This window comes from Coprococcus sp. AF21-14LB, assembly GCF_003458885.1.
Lineage (GTDB): Bacteria > Bacillota > Clostridia > Lachnospirales > Lachnospiraceae > UBA9414.
In genome coordinates this window covers 39,399-57,928 of record NZ_QRVX01000006.1, presented here as the reverse complement: position 1 = coordinate 57,928, position 18,530 = coordinate 39,399, and the positions used below count along the sequence as shown (strand labels likewise).

12 protein-coding genes and 4 pseudogenes are annotated in these 18,530 nt (G+C 42.1%); 3 read left to right on the top strand and 13 right to left on the bottom strand.

Going from position 1 to position 18,530, the window contains the following annotated elements; translation table 11 throughout:
* Positions 1–101 precede the first annotated feature (101 nt).
* A complete protein-coding gene (locus DWX73_RS02590; protein WP_118346636.1) occupies positions 102–746 on the bottom strand; it encodes a redox-sensing transcriptional repressor Rex in 645 nt (214 codons plus the stop codon).
* A gap of 195 nt (positions 747–941) precedes the next feature.
* Between DWX73_RS02590 and DWX73_RS02585 the strand changes: the two genes are divergently transcribed.
* Entirely contained in the window at positions 942–2,864 is a 1,923-nt protein-coding gene (locus DWX73_RS02585) for an ABC transporter ATP-binding protein (RefSeq protein ID WP_118346634.1), read from the top strand.
* Positions 2,865–2,959: 95 nt separating this feature from the next.
* Here the strand turns inward: DWX73_RS02585 and DWX73_RS02580 are convergent, their stop codons facing one another.
* From DWX73_RS02580 to plsX, 8 genes and pseudogenes are all read right to left on the bottom strand, one after another.
* A complete protein-coding gene (locus DWX73_RS02580; RefSeq protein ID WP_118346632.1) occupies positions 2,960–4,168 on the bottom strand; it encodes an NADP-dependent isocitrate dehydrogenase in 1,209 nt (402 codons plus the stop codon).
* Between the two features lie 49 nt (positions 4,169–4,217).
* The gene (locus DWX73_RS02575) at positions 4,218–4,856 is read right to left on the bottom strand and encodes a GntR family transcriptional regulator (RefSeq protein WP_118346630.1); all 639 of its coding nucleotides are present in this window, start codon (positions 4,854–4,856) and stop codon (positions 4,218–4,220) included.
* 116 nt (positions 4,857–4,972) lie between these two features.
* Positions 4,973–6,186: pseudogene (ilvA, locus tag DWX73_RS02570) on the bottom strand (threonine ammonia-lyase).
* A gap of 28 nt (positions 6,187–6,214) precedes the next feature.
* A pseudogene (ftsY, locus tag DWX73_RS02565) lies at positions 6,215–7,152 on the bottom strand (signal recognition particle-docking protein FtsY).
* A gap of 51 nt (positions 7,153–7,203) precedes the next feature.
* Positions 7,204–10,762 (bottom strand): annotated as a pseudogene (gene smc, locus DWX73_RS15430) (chromosome segregation protein SMC).
* A 7-nt stretch (positions 10,763–10,769) separates the two neighbouring features.
* On the bottom strand, positions 10,770–11,459 hold the full coding sequence (gene rnc / locus DWX73_RS02555; protein ID WP_118346628.1) for a ribonuclease III: 690 nt from the start codon (positions 11,457–11,459) through the stop codon (positions 10,770–10,772).
* A 54-nt stretch (positions 11,460–11,513) separates the two neighbouring features.
* On the bottom strand, positions 11,514–11,744 hold the full coding sequence (gene acpP / locus DWX73_RS02550; RefSeq protein WP_118346626.1) for an acyl carrier protein: 231 nt from the start codon (positions 11,742–11,744) through the stop codon (positions 11,514–11,516).
* Between the two features lie 29 nt (positions 11,745–11,773).
* Complete coding sequence (gene plsX / locus DWX73_RS02545) at positions 11,774–12,799, bottom strand: phosphate acyltransferase PlsX (protein WP_118346624.1); 1,026 nt, start codon at positions 12,797–12,799, stop codon at positions 11,774–11,776.
* 187 nt (positions 12,800–12,986) lie between these two features.
* On the opposite strand from plsX, the gene DWX73_RS02540 reads away from it, so the two are divergent.
* Both DWX73_RS02540 and DWX73_RS15425 read left to right on the top strand, forming a co-directional pair.
* On the top strand, positions 12,987–13,583 hold the full coding sequence (locus DWX73_RS02540) for a YitT family protein (protein WP_330413403.1): 597 nt from the start codon (positions 12,987–12,989) through the stop codon (positions 13,581–13,583).
* Between the two features lie 225 nt (positions 13,584–13,808).
* Positions 13,809–15,214 (top strand): annotated as a pseudogene (locus DWX73_RS15425) (uracil-xanthine permease family protein).
* Positions 15,215–15,357: 143 nt separating this feature from the next.
* Here DWX73_RS15425 and rpmF read toward each other — a convergent pair.
* From rpmF to pta, 4 genes are all read right to left on the bottom strand, one after another.
* A complete protein-coding gene (rpmF, locus tag DWX73_RS02530) occupies positions 15,358–15,540 on the bottom strand; it encodes a 50S ribosomal protein L32 (RefSeq protein WP_118346622.1) in 183 nt (60 codons plus the stop codon).
* Between the two features lie 5 nt (positions 15,541–15,545).
* Entirely contained in the window at positions 15,546–16,073 is a 528-nt protein-coding gene (locus DWX73_RS02525) for a YceD family protein (RefSeq protein WP_118346620.1), read from the bottom strand.
* A gap of 110 nt (positions 16,074–16,183) precedes the next feature.
* Complete coding sequence (locus DWX73_RS02520; protein WP_118346617.1) at positions 16,184–17,371, bottom strand: acetate/propionate family kinase; 1,188 nt, start codon at positions 17,369–17,371, stop codon at positions 16,184–16,186.
* Positions 17,372–17,458: 87 nt separating this feature from the next.
* Entirely contained in the window at positions 17,459–18,451 is a 993-nt protein-coding gene (gene pta, locus DWX73_RS02515; protein WP_118346615.1) for a phosphate acetyltransferase, read from the bottom strand.
* Positions 18,452–18,530 lie beyond the last annotated feature (79 nt).

Below are 18,530 nucleotides of genomic sequence, written 5' to 3'. Positions count from 1 at the left end.
TATTTCTATTAGTATTCCCCAAACCTGTCCTTGTTATCTCTGTTAATTTTTAAACAAACGACGTGTAACAGAACCTTTCTATTACACGCCGCCAAGCAATTTTATTTAGTCTCTTTATGCTGATGCTGACTAACGTTATACGACAGCCGCATCAAACTTTCAGATAAATGTACATTCTCTACAATCACGTCTGAAGGCACATTCAAATCTGTATGTGCGAAGTTCCAGATTGCCTTTACCCCATTATCTACAAGCACCTTCGCTACTTCGGATGCTTTCGCTTTCGGAATTGTAAGCACTCCGATCTCAATTCTGTTTTCTTTTACAAACTCTTGCAGTTCATCCATCATCCGGATCTCCACACCGCGAATGGAAACTCCCGCAAGTCGTGGATTCACGTCAAAAATCCCCTTCAGAAGAAAGCCTTTCTTCTCAAATGAAGTATAATTAGCCAGAGCCTGTCCCAGATTACCGGCGCCAATAATTACCATGTTATGCGTCACATCCAGTCCAAGAATCTTACCAATCTCTTCATAAAGACTCTTCACATTATACCCGTATCCCTGCTGTCCAAATCCTCCGAAATTGTTCAAATCCTGTCGTATCTGAGATGCTGTCACTTTCATGCGCTTGCTCAGTTCATTAGACGAAATTCGTTCAACTCCATTATCCAATAATTCACCTAAATACCGATAATATCTAGGCAATCTTCTTATAACAGCCTGTGATATCTTTCTTTCATTCATTTCGTCAACCTCGTCTTTCCGTAATCCGCATATTTACTAAAATATTATAGCGAATTGTCATATTGATGTCAATTATTTGTTGTAATTTGCAATATTTGCGCTATAATTGAACATGGAGATTTTTATGTCAAAACAGTATAGAAACTTGGCGATACGATCCAGCCAAATGAAAGATAAACAAACAGGAGGATACACATGGTACTCGCATGTCATAATATCAGCAAAGCATTTTTAGAGCAGGTCATTGTTAAATCCGGCTCTTTTCATATAGAAGACCGTGAAAAAGCGGCTTTAATCGGTGTCAATGGCGCCGGAAAATCAACTATCCTGAAAATGATCGTAGGTGAACTTACGCCAGACTCCGGTGAAGTCGTCCTTACCAAAGGAAAAACGCTCGGATATCTTGCTCAGCACCAGATCCCAGATACAGAACATTCCATTTATGAAGAATTAAAAACTGCAAGAAGTTACCTAATCCAAATGGAAAAGGAAATCCGCAAAATTGAAGGCGAACTGTCTTCCCTTACCGGAGACGATCTGGAAGAACGGCTTCATACCTATCATCGACTTACCGCCCAATTTGAACGCGAAAATGGATACGCCTATGAAAGTGAACTCACAGGTGTATTAAAAGGACTCGGATTTTCTGAAGAAGAATTCCAAAAACCGGTCAACACTCTCTCCGGAGGACAAAAAACCAGAGTAGCCCTCGGCAAGCTGCTTCTGACGAAACCAGACATCCTTCTTCTTGACGAACCGACAAACCACCTGGACTTAAATTCCATCGCCTGGCTTGAAACTTATCTTATGAATTATCCGGGTGCTGTTCTCATTGTTTCTCATGACCGCTACTTTTTAAATCGTGTTGTCACAAAAGTAATTGAAATTGAACATGGAGAAATCATGAGTTTTCCCGGAAATTATACTGAATTTGCCGAAAAGAAGAAACAGGTACGGGAAGCAAAACTGAAAGAATATTTTAAACAACAGCAGGAAATCAAACATCAGGAAGCCGTTATCGAAAAGCTGCGCTCGTTTAACCGGGAGAAATCCATCCGCCGCGCAGAAAGTCGTGAAAAAATGCTTTCAAAAATGGTACCGGTAGAAAAACCGCTTGAAGACACAAACGAACTTCATTTTCACCTTGAACCGTCCTGTGTCAGCGGAAATGATGTGCTATCCGTAGAAGATCTCAGCATGTCCTTTCAGACACAAAAATTATTCCAGCATGTAAGCTTTTCTCTGAAGCGCGGAGAACATGTTGCAGTCATCGGAGATAATGGAACCGGAAAAACAACGCTTCTTAAAATTCTGAATGGTCTTCTTGATGCCGATGAAGGACGGTTTCAGCTTGGAACCAATGTACATATTGGATATTATGATCAGGAACACCATGTACTCCACCCGGAAAAAACTATTTTTGATGAAATCTCTGATGATTATCCGACACTTACCAATACCGAAATCCGCAATGTTTTGGCTGCATTCTTATTTACCGGTGAAGATGTCTATAAATTGATCGGAGATTTAAGCGGAGGCGAGCGCGGACGGGTATCTCTGGCAAAGCTCATGCTCTCTGAAGCAAATTTTCTAATTCTGGATGAGCCTACCAACCATCTGGATATTGCCTCCAAAGAGATTCTGGAAAAAGCTTTGAATGACTATACCGGAACAATCCTGTACGTTTCTCATGACCGGTATTTTATCAACCAGACCGCACAGAGAATCCTGGAACTGACGAATCATACTTTCGTAAATTATATCGGAAACTATGATTACTATGTAGAGAAGAAAGAAGAACTGACAAGAATCTATGCCCCGTCTAACGAAAATTCTTCTCACGTTCAGGAAACGCTTTCCGATACAAAACTTGACTGGCAAGCCCAAAAAGAAGCACAGGCCAGAGAACGTAAGCGAAAAAATGAATTTCAAAAAACAGAAAAACGTATCGATGCACTGGAAACAAGAAATGCGGAAATCGATGAATTAATGACTCAGGAAGATATTTATACAAATTCTGTCAAATGCCGGGAACTTGCAGAAGAAAAATCTGCAATCGAAGAAGAACTCTTAGAACTGTATGAAACCTGGGAAACATTGGCAGAAGAACTGTCTTAATTAATTGCCGCCGGAAATGGATTCTTTTAAAAAGAAAACAATTCTCCGGCGGCAGCTTTATTTCTATCGTATTTTTTTGATATTTTTTCTAATTCTTACAGAAGCTTCCTAAGATTCTCTGCAATCGCCTGGATAAATTCTTCACTGTTTAAGGTTATTACATTCTCCAATGCAGTAATCGCCGCCAGATCCTTCGTCATTTTACCGCTTTCGATCGTATCAATGACCGCTTTTTCAAGGCTGTCAGCGAATTTCATCAGGCGATCGTTCTGATCCAGCTCTCCTCTCTTTCTAAGAGCTCCGCTCCAGGCAAAAATTGTCGCAACCGGATTCGTAGATGTTTCTTCCCCCGCCAGATATTTGTAATAATGTCTCTGTACCGTTCCATGTGCAGCCTCATATTCATAGTTACCGTCCGGCGTTACAAGAACAGATGTCATCATGGCAAGAGAACCAAAAGCCGAGGAGATCATATCACTCATCACATCCCCATCGTAGTTTTTACACGCCCACACATAGCCGCCTTCTGATTTCATAACGCGGGCAACTGCATCATCAATCAGCGTATAAAAATAATTGATTCCTGCTTCCTGAAACTTTTCCTCATACTCTTTTTCATAAATTTCCTGAAAAATATCTTTAAACGTATGATCATATTTCTTTGAAATGGTATCCTTTGATGCAAACCACAAATCCTCTCTTACATCAAGTGCATAGTGAAAACAGCTTCTGGCAAAGCTTTCGATAGACGCTTTCGTATTATGCATTCCCTGAATGATACCTTCTCCGGAAAATTCATGGATCAGTTCTCTTTGTACCGTTCCGTCCTCTGCCGTATACACAAGTTCTGCTTTTCCAGCCCCAGGTACTTTCATCTCTACACTCTTATACACATCCCCATAGGCATGGCGAGCTACTGTAATCGGTTTTTTCCAGTTTTTCACACATGGTTCAATCCCTGCTGCAAGGATCGGCGCCCGAAATACGGTCCCGTCCAAAATTGCACGGATCGTTCCATTCGGACTCTTCCACATTTCTTTCAGATCATACTCTTTTACTCTGGCTGCATTTGGAGTAATCGTCGCACATTTCACTGCTACATGATACTTCTTTACCGCATACGCTGCATACGCTGTTACCTGATCTTCTGATGCGTCTCTGGACTCCAGTCCCAGATCATAATATGCTGTTTTTAGCTCTACGAACGGACAGATCAAATGCTTTTTAATCATTGCCCACAAAACTCTTGTCATTTCGTCTCCATCCATCTCTACAAGCGGTGTTGTCATCTGAATTTTATCCATAGCCCTTTTCCTCCTGTTTCATTTTACTGATTTCTCATATTGTTTTCCATTACGTTAAATTATCTACTACATGACGGATATGTTCATCTGCCAATTGTTCTGCCAGCCTGGCATCCTTTGCTTTGATCGCCTCATAGATCCCGCGATGCTCTGCAATGGATTTCTCCGCCCGATCTTTCTTCTCTACGGATGTCTCTCTCGCTTTGCGCACATAATTGTGAAAATCTGTCATCACATGCTGAAGAATCCGACTGTTGGAAGCTTCGTATAATACTTCATGAAATTCACTGTCCAGTTCTACTACGTGCCCTCCGTCTTCTTTCTTTCTGCCGTAAAATTCCGATAGCAGCAGCACTTCTTCCATCTTCTCTAATTGTTTCTGTGTAATATGCTCTGTTGCCCATCTCGCGCAGAGACCTTCCAGCCTGGAGCGTATTGCATAGATATCCGCAATGTCCTTCTCATTAATTCCAGTTACATAGGCGCCTTTATTTGGAATGATCTTCACAAGCCCTTCCAGTTCTAACTGACGGAGCGCTTCCCTTACCGGTGTACGGCTGACTCCCATCTCTTCTCCTATCGTAATTTCCCTTAATTCTTCGTTCTCTTTATATTTTCCCGACAGAATATCTTCCCGCAAAACATTGAACACCCGTCCTCGCAGAGAATGATCCTGATATTCCTTCACTTCTATCACTCCAATTCCTGATTTTGTATAATTGTATACAATTATATTTCTTTTGTCAATAAAAAACAGGTGAAATCTCACCTGTTTTCAAAAATTTTATAGATTTATCAGACGATTTAATATAACTTTGCACCAACCTGACGCGGCTGATATCCTTCCCGCACAAGCGCTTCTAAAATTTGCTCTTTATGTTCTGTTCCAAATGCCTCCATCGTAATTCGAAGTTCTACTGCCGCATTACGGTTCGTATTCACAAACTGATTATGTTCCAGGCGAATGACATTGCCCTGCGCATCTGCGATTGTCTTCGCAACATGTACCAGTTCTCCCGGTTTATCCGGCAAGAGCACCGAGATAGAAAAGATACGATCTCTCTGAATCAGACCGTGCTGAACAATCGAAGACATCGTAATAACGTCCATATTTCCACCACTCAAAATGCAGACTACTTTTTTTCCTTTCAAATCGAGCTGACGAAGAGCTGCCACAGAAAGAAGTCCGGAATTCTCTACGATCATTTTGTGATTCTCTACCATATCAAGGAAAGCGCCGATCAATTCATCATCTTCTACTGTAATTACCTTATCTACATTTTCCTGTACATACGGAAACACCTTCTCTCCTACGCGCTTCACTGCTGTACCATCTGCAATCGTATTGGCGCTTCCAAGCGTAACAACTTCTCCTGACTTTAAAGCCTCCGTCATACTTGCTGCCTCTGCTGGTTCTACCCCGACTACTTTAATCTTTGGATTCAGCATCTTGGCAAGAGTAGAAACACCGCTGATCAGACCGCCTCCTCCAATCGGAACAATAATATAATCAACTGTTGGAAGCTCCTGAATAATCTCCATTGTGATGGTTCCCTGCCCGGTTGCCACATCAATATCATCAAATGGATGAACGAATGTGTATCCATGTTCTTCTGCAAGTTCATAGGCCTTTTCGCAGGCATCGTCATAAACATCTCCGTAAAGAACTACCTCTGCGCCTAATTCTTTCGTACGGTTCACTTTAATGAGCGGTGTGACTGTCGGCATTACAATGGTTGCTTTACAGCCAAACGCTTTTGCAGCATACGCTACGCCCTGGGCATGATTTCCGGCTGATGCTGTGATCAGCCTTTCTCGCGCTCCTGCGGTGTCAGTGTGCTTATTTTATAATATGCCCCCCGCAATTTATAAGCACCGGTATGCTGCATATTTTCTGGTTTCAGATACACTTTCGCACCGGTATCTTTACTCAGATATTCGCTGTATACCAGTTTTGTAGGATTCGTTACTTTCTTTACAAGCTCACTTGCCTCTTCAAATTTCTCTAAAGTAAACATTATCATTCCTTCTTTCTTCTGTGAAAAACTATTCTTCTTCCTCTTCTTTCTTGACATCAAATAAGGCATTCACAAAATCATCCGCATGGAATTTCTGCAGATCGTGAATCGACTCTCCAACGCCAATATATTTTACCGGAATTCCAAGTTCTGACTGATTGCAATTGCAATACCGCCCTTTGCCGTTCCATCCATCTTTGTCAAAATAATTCCTGTAATATCTGTCACTTCACTGAATTGTTTTGCCTGCGCAAGAGCATTTTGCCCTGTAGTTGCATCAAGTACAACAAGTGTCTCACGAAATGCTTCCGGATATTCCCGCTCCAAAACGCGGTTGATTTTACGAAGTTCTTCCATTAAGTTCTTTTTATTATGAAGTCTTCCTGCCGTATCTACAAGAAGTACATCCGCATGACGTGCCTTCGCTGCCGCAACTGCATCATAGACAACTGCTGCCGGATCAGAACCTTCCTGGCCTCCGATCAGATCTGCATCTGCGCGATTTGCCCATTCTTTCAGCTGTTCCCCTGCCGCTGCACGGAATGTATCTGCCGCCGCCAGAACAACCTTTTTATGCTGTTCCCGCATCTTCCCTGCAATTTTCCCGATTGTTGTTGTCTTTCCAACACCATTGACTCCGATGACCAGTACCGCAGAAGTACGATTCTCAAATTCGTAGGCTGCTTCCCCCACATCCATCTGCTCTTTAATACTCTCAATCAAAAGCTCTTTGCATGCCTGCGGCTCTTTGATATGCTGCTCTTTTACTTTTTCCCGCAGATTATCAAGAATCTCCATCGTTGCCCGCACACCAAGATCACCCATAATCAGAACTTCTTCCAGTTCCTCATAAAACTCCTCATCAATATGGGAAAATCCTTTAAAAATGTTATCAATACCGGACACAATATTATTTCTTGTTTTTGTCAGTCCTTCTACAAGACGTTTAAATAAACCACCTGCCATATATATCACCTGCTTTTCTTTTTTATTTATTTCTTTCTGTTCTGACTGCATTTATGTCTCCAGCTCATTTTCCAATAAGTCTACGGAGACTAATGTGGATACCCCTTTCTCCTGCATTGTAATTCCATACAGACGATCGGCTGCAGTCATAGTACCACGCCGATGTGTAATGACAATAAACTGCGTGTTCTTCGTCAGTTTATGCAGATACTGTGCAAAACGAACTACATTATTATCATCTAATGCCGCTTCAATCTCATCCAGAAGGCAAAACGGTGACGGTTTCAGATTCTGAATTGCAAACAGCAGAGAAATCGCAGTAAGAGCTTTCTCTCCACCGGACAGCTGCATCATATTCTGCAGCTTCTTTCCCGGTGGCTGAGCAATGATCCGGATACCTGCTTCCAGAATATCTTCCTCTTCCATTAATTCCAGTGTTCCTTTTCCACCGCCAAACAACTGTTTAAATACCTGATCAAATTCTTTCTGAATCTCTGCAAAACGCTCTTGAAACTGTGCTCTCATCGCTGCATCAAGTTCATCAATAATTGCCAGAAGCGTTTTCTCTGCTTCTACAAGATCCTGCTGCTGCGTTTTCAGAAATTCATAACGCTCAGATACATTCTTATAGTCTTCGATCGCATTGACATTGACAGAGCCAAGTCCCCGGATCTCTGTTTTCAAATTCTGGATCTGCTTTTTAATATCTGCCAGATCTACCAGCGTCTCATCCCGCTGTTCTTTCGCGCTATAATACGTCAGTTCATATTCTTCCCACATATAATTTGTCTGTTTTTCAGAAGCTTCTTCGCATGTTTCTTTCTGATTTGTCAAACGGAAAATCTCCTTATCAAGATCCCCCATTCGTTTCTGCAAAGACTCCCTTTGCTGAAGAAATGCCTTATGTTTCTGCAAAAGCATTTCTTTTGTTTTCGTATCTTCTGCAATTGCCGCCCTGATTTCTTCAAACAGCTCTTTCGAATTACTGATCGTTTCCTCAATTTCCAGAATTTTTTGCTCTTTTGCCGCAATCTCACCGGACATGTCGTTCTTATTTCGCTTTAATTCCTCTAACGCTTCTGACGATTTTCCAATCTCTTCTGACAGACGTTCTGTATTCTCTACAAGAAATTCCAGCTTCTGCTCCAAGCTGGCGCAGGCCAAATGAATCGTTTCACTCTTATGCATTGCGTCGTTCTCTTCCTTACGAGCCTGTTCTGTTTCCTGCTGCCATATTTCTATCTGTGAAGATATATCCCGCTCAAGAGATTCTGAAATCTCAAGTTCCACCTGAATTGAATCCTGATTTTCCCGGATTTCTTTCATCTGTTGTTCCAGATCCGTTCCTTCCCGATAAATCTGATCAATTTCTTCTTTTGCAGTCACCCGTTGGCTTTTCGCCTGTTCCAGATTCATTTTCGCTGTATTTTGTTTCACATAGAATTCCTGCAGCTGATCTTTGATCTGTTCCAGTATCCCATAACTGTCGGTACGCTTTTGTTTGCTGGCATTTAGTGCAGTCTCTGTTTCAACCATCTCGTCTTTTAACCTGCGAACCGTTTTCTCAAGCTCTTCAATCTCCCGCCTCCGGCTCAAGAGATTACTGGAATTCTTAAATGCACCTCCCGTCATTGCTCCGCCAGGCGTAATCAAATCGCCTTCTATCGTTACAATTCGGAGTGTCTGTCTGTATTTTCTTGACAAAGCAATTCCATGATCAATGTGATCTACCACAACTGTTCTTCCAAGTAAATGATCCGACAGCTTCCGAAAGCGTTCTTCCACTGTTACAAGTTCATTCGCAAGACCAATCACACCCGGTTCTTTCAGCGCTTCCGGTGTCCGAAACCCTTGACTTTGTCCGATGGCTGTCAGCGGAAGAAACGTAGCTCGTCCATACTTATTCTGTTTTAGAATCCGATCATACGCTTAGCTGTATCCTCGTTATCTGTTACAATATTCTGAATACTTCCGCCGAGCGCTGTCTCAATTGCGCTTTCATAATTCTTCTGTACCTTAATGATATCTGCCACAACACCAAGAAGACCTTTCTCCTTCACACGCTGTTCCATAACACGGCGGATACTGTTCCCGTAACCGTCATAGCGCTCTGTCATGTTTTTTAAAGAATCTAACCGTGAATGTTCTCTGTGATAGGCTGTCTGTCCGACACGAAGCATCTCATTTTTCTTTCCAATCTCCTCCTGAAGTGTCTGGATCTGCTGCTCTACTTTCTTTTGCTCCTCCAGAAGCTTTCGGATTGCTTCTGCAATCTCTTTCAGCTCCTCCTCATACACATGACATCTCTCATCGTGTTCACTGTCTGCACTCTTCATCTCGATCAGCCGTTTATGAATCTCTGCACGCCGCATCTGAATTTGTCCAAGCATCGTGTCATAATGCTGAATTTTAGCTTTTGTAGAGGAACGGTTATTTAATATCCCAAAAATGTCGCTCTGAGCATTTTCTACTTTCGAAGAAATATCTGCAATCTGAGACTGAATCTGGATAAGAGCTCTCTTAGCCTCTTCTTCTAATATCTGTTTCTCTGAAAGTTCTCTCTTTAGTTTTTGTTTTTCTTCTGCAAATTCTTCTTTTTGCTTCTGTTTCTCCTTCATTTCACTTTGAATTGCCTGATATCTCTGATCATAGTGCTCATCACTCATACGCACACTATTAATCTGTTCTTTCAGAAGATTGATTTCTCCTTCTAACTGCTGCTTCAAAAGTGTTGTCTCATTCAACTGTGTCTTAGATTTCTCAATCCTGTCATCCACAGCATCTGTTTCTTCTTCCATAGCCTCATATGCTGTCTTCGTCTCCTCATAACTTCGATTTACCGCATCAAGCTCCTCTGAGGCAATCTGTAATTTCTTCTCCAACGCATCCAGCTGTTCTTTCAGCCGATCCGATTCCAGAAGAAATAGATTAATGTCATATTTCTTCAGTTCTTCTTTCTTCTTCAAATAAGCCCTTGCCGTCTCTGACTGACGTTCCAGCGGTTCAATCTGACGTTCCAGCTCTGAAAGAATATCATTGACGCGAACAAGATTCTGTTTCTCATCTTCCAGCTTCTTGATCGACATATTCTTTCTCCGTTTAAATTTTACAATACCTGCTGCTTCATCAAAAAGCTCTCTGCGTTCTTCTGGTTTTCCGCTAAGAATTTTATCAATCTGTCCCTGACCGATAATGGAATATCCTTCTTTTCCAATACCGGTATCATAAAACAATTCATTCACATCTTTCAGACGGCATGTGCTTCCATTAATCAGATATTCGCTCTCTCCCGAACGATACAGCTTACGAGTTACCGTCACTTCCTTGAAATCAATCGGCAACTGTCCGTCGGAATTGTCAAGCGTAATCGCTACCATCGCGTAGCTTAACGGCTTACGGTTCTCTGTTCCGGAAAAAATGACATCCTGCATTGTTCCTCCGCGCAGCTGTTTCACCCGCTGTTCTCCAAGTACCCAACGCACTGCATCTGCCACGTTACTCTTACCACTTCCGTTTGGTCCGACAATGCCTGTAATTCCATTATGAAATTCAAATACAATCTTATTGGCAAAAGACTTAAAGCCTGCACTTCGATACTTTTTAAATACATCCTGCACCTACTTCATCTCTCTCATCTTACGGATCGCACAGTACGCCGCGGCCTGTTCCGATGCTTTTTTCGTTCTTCCGGTTCCTGATCCATAACAAAAGTCTCCAATATAGACGGCTGTCTCGAACGTTTTATCGTGATCCGGTCCCTCTTCTTTGACAAGCACATAGGACAGAGCTTCCTCATGCTCGGCCTGTACCATCTCCTGCAGGATAGTCTTGCTATCATAAAAGAGAAGTTTATTTTCCAGATCACTCAGCACAAATCTGTGAATAAACTCTTTTGCACTAGCAAAACCACCATCAAGATAAATTGCTCCGATCAACGCCTCAAGTGCATCCGATGTTACAGAATCTCTCCTGCGTCCTCCCGTTGCCTCTTCGCCTTTGCCAAGCAGCAGATAAGATCCAAGCTCGATTTCCCTTGCACAAAATGCAAGTGCAGGCTCACATACCATACTCGCTCTTGTTTTTGTCATCTCTCCTTCTGATTTCGTCTCATAGTTTAAAAAGAGATATTCACTGGAAATCAACTCCAGTACTGCATCGCCCAAAAATTCCAGACGTTCATTGCATTGATATTTTTTTAAATGCTTCTCATTTGTATAAGAGCTGTGCATCATAGCATGTCTTAAAAGTTCAAAATCATGAAACTGATATCCGATGCACTCTTCTAATTGTTTTAAATTACGACTCATAGTTTCCTCTCTTTAAAACGAAAAAGCCCATGCGGGCTTTTTCGCGAACATCATTTAATTTGTTGCGCTTTTAATTTTCTCAACAGCATCGCCAACTGTTACAATAGACTCTGCCTCTTCATTCTCAATCTCGATATCAAATTCTTCTTCAATTCCCATAATAATCTGGAAAATATCAAGAGAATCTGCTCCTAAGTCATCCACAAAAGCTGACTCCTCTGTAATCTCATTCTCATCCAGGTTTAATACATCTGCAATAATTGCTCTTACTTTTTCAAATTCCATAACAGGTCAATCCTTTCTTTTCTATTAATTTACTCTTCTGAATTTTCTGATATATTCTGCATACATTCCTGTATCTTTTCATTGATACGCTGTTCTTTGAATGTTACGCACTGAATAATAGAATTCGACACTTCCTTCGCTGTGGAACTGCCATGTGTTTTCACGACGAGACCATTCAGTCCCAAAAGCGGTGCACCGCCATATTCACTTGCATCAAATGACTTCAATGTCTTCTTCAGCGCCGGTTTCACTAATAATGCCCCGATCTTACTTCGAAGCGAAGTCATCATGCCATCTTTGATCTTCTTGATCAGTACTGCTCCCATGCCCTCATAGAGCTTAAGGATCACATTGCCGACAAACGCCTCACAGACAATAACATCTGCTGCACCGTGAGGAATCTCCCGGGCTTCAATGCTTCCGATAAAATTGATATCCGAGCACGCCTTCAACAGCGGAAATGTCTCTTTCACAAGGGCATTTCCCTTCTCCTCCTCTGCTCCGATATTGACAATTGCAACCCTAGGATTCTTAATTCCAACAACATGTTCCATATAAATGGAGCCCATTTTTGCAAATTGTACCAGATGGGAAGCTCTGGCGTCTACATTCGCTCCGCAGTCAATAATAAGTGATACGCCATTCTTCGTCGGAATCAGTGGCGCCAATGGCGGACGTTCCACTCCTTTCACTCTTCCTACAAGTACCTGACCGCCTACAAGGATGGCCCCTGAACTCCCTGCTGAGACAAATGCGTCTGCTTCTTTCTTCTTGACCATCTGCATTCCGATTACAATAGAAGACTTCTTCTTCTTCCGGATCGCCATTACCGGCGGCTCTGCCGTTTCAATCACTTCCGGAGCTTCCACAATCTCTATCTGATCCTTCGGATACGTATAGGCCGCAAGTTCCTTCTGGATTGCTTCTGTAATTCCGACCAGATAAACCTTAATGTCTTTTCTGCTTGTCACAGCAGTTACAGCTCCCTTTACAATCTCTGCCGGGGCGTTATCTCCGCCCATAGCATCCAGGGCAACTCTTGTAATTTCTGACATGTAAATTCCTCCCTGCTTCCTGTCATCCCAGAATTTCTGGTACTGACTAAAACTAATTCTACTAAACATTGGTATAAAAAGCAATATTTGTTGTAAGGTTTTTATGAAAATTTATCTCATTTCTATATTGACTATAGGGTTACCCTATTCTTTATAATATAATCGTACACAAAAGGAGGTAATTTATTTGAAACACAAACTAAGACAGATCCTTAGAAAACTTACTGCCGGTTTATCCTGGCGCAAAGTATTTCCAATTATTCTTGGCGCTGCGATCTGCTCTTTCGGAATCTATAACATTCATCAACAGACAGGAATTACAGAAGGCGGAGTCATTGGCGGAATGCTTTTAGTCCACCACTGGTTCGGTATTTCTCCCTCTATCATCACTCCGATACTGGATCTTTCCTGCTATCTTCTCGCCTACAAATATCTCGGCGGAAGATTCATCAAAATTTCGATCGTATCAACAGCAAGCGTTTCTCTGTTCTTCAAGCTATGGGAAATGTTTCCTCCGATACTTCCGGACTTGTCTGATCATCCTCTTACCGCAGCGATTGCAGGCGGACTTTTTGTTGGAATTGGTGTCGGTCTCATTGTACGTCAGGGAGGTTCCAGCGGCGGTGACGACGCTCTCGCCCTGACAATCTCCAAACTCAGCGGATGGCGACTTTCAAGAGCTATCTGTTTACCGATTTACTTGTACTTGCCTTGTCACTGTCCTATATTCCATTTCAGAGAATTGCCTTTTCTGTTATTACCGTCACGCTTTCTTCCTATCTGATTGACTGTATCCAGAACTGGCAGCCGAGATCAGCGAAAGAGCCGGAACTGATCTGATTTTCTCATTTAAGGATACTTTTACAAAAGAATGCCTTTACACAGCAGTTATCTAAGCGTTTTACATCTGTGCAGGCATTCTTTTTTTGACTCCGGTTGACTATTTCTACCAATAGCTTATAATAAATCACATGGAAAACTATAGAAAAAGAAAGGGTAAGCTTTACTTATGAAACCACAAACAAAACAAAAGAATCATGCAAGTGTAGAAAATGTCTACCAGCTAAACGGACGTGTTCCGCTCGGAAAAGCAATTCCCTTCGGACTGCAGCACGTTCTTGCCATGTTCGTCTCTAATTTGACACCGGTTCTTATCGTCTGCAGTGCCGCATTGCTTCGCGGAACCAATCAGACACTAAGCTCCGCAGACATCACACGCCTTCTCCAGTGCGCTATGTTTGCTGCAGGAATTGGTACTTGTCTCCAACTTTATCCAATCTGGAAGATTGGCTCAAGACTTCCAATCGTCATGGGTGTCAGCTTTACTTTCCTCGGAAGTCTGCTTATGATCTGTACGAATCCGGATCTCGGATACGAGGGAATGGTAGGCGCTGTCATCCTCGGCGGTATTTTTGAAGGGATCGTCGGACTCAGCGCCAGATATTGGAAACGATATCTGACACCGGTCGTTTCTGCCTGTGTTGTTATTGCCATCGGTCTGTCACTCCTTCCGGTAGGTATGGATTCCTGGGGCGGCGGCTCCGGGGCCGAGACCTCGGAATGTGGTATCACCTCGTCATCGGCGGTGCAACCTTAATTGTCTGTCTCGTTTCCCGCTATAAGTTACACGGAATTTATAAAAATCTCAATATTCTTGTCGGTCTGGCGTTTGGATATCTCCTGTCCGCAATCTTTACGATTGCCGGAATTGCTCCAATCATTGACTTCTCCGGAATCACAAAAGTAATTAATGAAATCGGATTTTTCGGTATTCCACAGCTTGTCTTTTTCTCAGACCACAAACCTGTATTTGATCTCGGTGCATTTCTGACGATCGCCATCGTTTACCTTGTATCTGCAGCTGAGACAACCGGTGCAACCACTGCCGTATGTAAGGGCGGGCTGCATCGCGATATTACAATGGAAGAACTTCAGGGCGCTCTGGCTGTTGACGGATTCTCAAGCGCTGTTTCCGGATGCTTCGGCTGTCTTCCTTTAACCTCTTTCAGTCAGAATGTGGGACTGGTCACGATGACCGGTGTTGTAAACCGTTTTACAATCTTAATGGGTGCACTGATCATGATCATCACATCATTATTCCCGCCACTTGGAGCATTTTTTAATTCTCTTCCGCAATCTGTACTTGGCGGCTGTACAGTTATGATGTTTGGCTCTATCATGTACGAAGGCGTAAAAATGCTAAAAGAATGTGAATTCAATGACCGTACTATGATCATTGTCTCCCTTTCCTTCTGCATTGGCGTTGGACTGACTCAGACTTCCGGAGATTTCTTTGCTGCATTTCCATCTTTCATAGGAGATATTTTCAACGGAAATGCTGTAGCCGGAGTCTTCGTTATCTCACTGCTTTTGAGCCTGTTTCTCCCAAAAGAGAAATCAAATGAAATAAAATAAAAACAAACTTTTCTCTTCATATCATAATAAATCCCGAAAGTATCTGTGTTCCTTCACATTCTTTCGGGATTTATCTTTAAATTTATTATTTTCCATATAAAAATGAGAACTACCACTATGATAGTTCTCATTTTATCTTTTCATTAATCTTCAACGCTTACAACTTCGCGTTTGTTATAGCTTCCACAAGATTTGCAAACTCTGTGAGGCATCATTAACGCACCACATTTGCTGCATTTTACCAGATTCATAGAGCTCATTTTCCAGTTTGCTCTTCTTTTATCTCTTCTTGCTTTGGAAGATTTATTCTTTGGACAAATTGACATGACATTTACACCTCCTTAAAATTGTTGAACAAATCGCGGATAACTGACATTCTAGGGTCAAGACTCGTATCTTCACAGTCACAAGTTCCCTCATTTAGGTTTTGACCACATACACTGCAAACACCTTTACAGTCTTCGCAGCATAGAATTTTCATCGGCCATCCTATCAATATCTCATTATAGAGTAATTTGTCTACGTCAAGCTCATATCCGTCAATATAATTTGCTTCGTCTAATTCGTCTGTCGTCACGGCATCTTTGTCATCAAGATTCACATGCTTATCAATCTCAATCGCAAGCGGAACTTCCGTTTCTTTCAAACATCTGTCACACGGCGCTTTTAAAATCAATTCAACATGTCCTCTGATCAGCAGCTCCCGGTTCTTGAGATGTGATATCTCAAGATGCAGTGGAGTATCTATCTGAATCGGATAATCTGCTCCTTCTTTCCTGAATTCCTTCAGATCAGGCAGAACATCTTCCTTGATTGTCTTATGCTGTTCAGACAGTACACTTGATAGGTTCACTAACATATCTGTTACACTCCTATTCATACCTAGACTATTATATCATGCAAAAAGATTTTGTCAATAAATATTTTTATATTTATTGAATTATATCTTTTTATTGAATAAATCTTTTACTACACAAGTGCTACTGTCTCGCGACAGATTGCAAGTTCTTCGTTTGTAGGAATAACAAGTACTGTTACTTTAGAATCTGGTGTAGAAATTACGATTTCTTCGCCGCGTTTTCCATTTGCCTCATCATTGATCTCAATTCCAAGATATCCGAGGTAAGCACAGATTGCTTTTCTCATTTCGCAGTCATTTTCACCGATACCTGCTGTAAATACGATATTGTCAACGCCGTTCATAGCTGCTGCGTAGCTTCCAACGTATTTTGCTACACGGTATGCAAATACATCCAGAGCAAGCTGAGCGCGTTCATTTCCTTCTTCTGCTGCACTTGCAAGGTCACGGAAGTCGCTGGATACGCCAGAGATTCCTTCTACACCTGATTTTTTGTTCAGAACTGTCATCAGACCATTGATATCAAGGTTTTCTTTCTTAGCGATGAATTCCATGATTGCCGGATCGATATCTCCTGAACGTGTTCCCATTACAAGACCTTCCAGTGGTGTAAGTCCCATAGAAGTATCTACAGATTTTCCATTGTTTACTGCACAGATAGAAGATCCGTTTCCAAGATGACAAACGATTGTCTTTGTTGCATTGTAGTCTTTTCCAAGTACTTCTGCAACTCTCTTAGATACGAAGCTGTGGCTTGTTCCGTGGAAACCGTAGCGTCTTACTTTGTAGTTTTCATAATATTCATATGGAAGACCATATGTATAAGCTGTTGCAGGCATTGTCTGATGGAATGCTGTATCAAATACTGCTACCATCGGTACGCCCGGCATTAATTTCTGGCATGCTTCGATACCGATTAAGTTAGCCGGATTGTGAAGCGGTGCAAGATCGTTGCACTCTTCGATTGCAGCTTTTACTTCATCTGTGATAACAACAGATGATGCAAATTTCTCTCCGCCGTGTACAACACGGTGTCCAACTGCATTGATTTCTTCCAGGCTCTTAACAACACCTGTCTCAGCATCTGTCAGAGCATCGATTACAAACTGGATTGCCTCTGTATGTGTTGGCATTGCTTTCTCAGTTGTAACTTTTTCTCCGCCTGCCGGCTGATATGTCAGTCTTCCATCGATACCAATTCTCTCGCAAAGACCTTTTGCAAGAACGCCTTCTGTGTCAGAGTTGATGAGCTGGAATTTCAAAGATGAACTTCCACAGTTGATTACTAATACATTCATTGTGATTATCTCCTTTTTTTCTCTCTATTGTACTGCTTACGCAGTCAATTTCAAATGTGTGTGATGCTCTTTATGTTCTGAAACGAACTACTCCTGAGCCTGTACTGCCGTGATTGCTGCAACGCCTACGATATCTTCCACGCTGCATCCACGAGATAAGTCATTGACCGGTTTTGCGATTCCCTGTGTCAGAGGACCGTATGCCTCTCCTTTGGCAAGTCTCTGTGTCAATTTGTATCCGATATTACCTGCATCCAGATCCGGGAAGATCAGAACATTTGCTTTACCTGCCACTGGGCTTCCCGGTGCTTTTGATTCTGCCACTTCCGGAACAAGCGCTGCGTCAAGCTGCAGTTCTCCATCTACCAGAAGGTCTGGTCTTGCAGCCTTTACGATCTCTGTTGCTTCTACTACTTTTGTAACGTCTGCATGCTTTGCACTTCCTTTTGTAGAGTGAGAAAGCATAGCAACACGAGGTTCAGCTCCTACAAGCTGTCTGAAAGACTCTGCTGAAGAATCCGCAATTGCTGCAAGCTCTTCTGCTGTCGGATTCTGGTTCAGACCGCAGTCACCATATACAAATGTTCCATTCTCGCCCATATCGCAGTTTGGTACTACCATCAGGAAGAATGCAGAAACAATCTTTGTTCCCGGTTTTGTCTTTAAAATCTGAAGACATGGTCTCAATGTATCTGCAGTAGAATGGCATGCTCCTGATACCATACCATCAGCATCTCCCATCTTAACCATCATTACACCGTAATACGGGTAATTTGTCAGAAGAAGCTCTCTTGCCTGTTCTTCTGTCATTCCTTTATTCTTACGGAGTTCAACCAGTTTTTCAATATATTCTTCTGTCTTAGAATATGTCTTTGGATCTACGATGATTGCGTCTTCGATAGCAAATTCAGCTTTCTTTGCCTGAATTGCGTCTGTATCGCCAATCAGTACAACCTTTGCAATCTGCTCTTTTAAAATAATTTCAGCTGCCCGGAAGATTCTGTCGTCTTCTGTCTCCGGAAGTACGATTGTCTTCTGCAATGCGCGGGCTTTTTCTTTAATTCCATCAATAAATCCCATCTTTAGGACCTCCTCTTTTTTCTCATATATTGTTTATTATAACTTATTTTCCTCATGTATACAACCCAAATTCTGTCTA

What these genes read in the sequence shown, in the direction of transcription:
- DWX73_RS02590 (WP_118346636.1), bottom strand. Translation starts at nt 746, where the DNA reads ATGAATGAAAGAAAGATATCACAGGCTGTTATAAGAAGATTGCCTAGA.
- rpmF (WP_118346622.1), bottom strand. Translation starts at nt 15,540, where the DNA reads ATGTCAATTTGTCCAAAGAATAAATCTTCCAAAGCAAGAAGAGATAAA.
- DWX73_RS02525 (WP_118346620.1), bottom strand. Translation starts at nt 16,073, where the DNA reads ATGTTAGTGAACCTATCAAGTGTACTGTCTGAACAGCATAAGACAATC.
- acpP (WP_118346626.1), bottom strand. Translation starts at nt 11,744, where the DNA reads ATGGAATTTGAAAAAGTAAGAGCAATTATTGCAGATGTATTAAACCTG.
- rnc (WP_118346628.1), bottom strand. Translation starts at nt 11,459, where the DNA reads ATGAGTCGTAATTTAAAACAATTAGAAGAGTGCATCGGATATCAGTTT.
- pta (WP_118346615.1), bottom strand. Translation starts at nt 18,451, where the DNA reads ATGGGATTTATTGATGGAATTAAAGAAAAAGCCCGCGCATTGCAGAAG.
- plsX (WP_118346624.1), bottom strand. Translation starts at nt 12,799, where the DNA reads ATGTCAGAAATTACAAGAGTTGCCCTGGATGCTATGGGCGGAGATAAC.
- DWX73_RS02520 (WP_118346617.1), bottom strand. Translation starts at nt 17,371, where the DNA reads ATGAATGTATTAGTAATCAACTGTGGAAGTTCATCTTTGAAATTCCAG.
- DWX73_RS02580 (WP_118346632.1), bottom strand. Translation starts at nt 4,168, where the DNA reads ATGGATAAAATTCAGATGACAACACCGCTTGTAGAGATGGATGGAGAC.
- DWX73_RS02585 (WP_118346634.1), top strand. Translation starts at nt 942, where the DNA reads ATGGTACTCGCATGTCATAATATCAGCAAAGCATTTTTAGAGCAGGTC.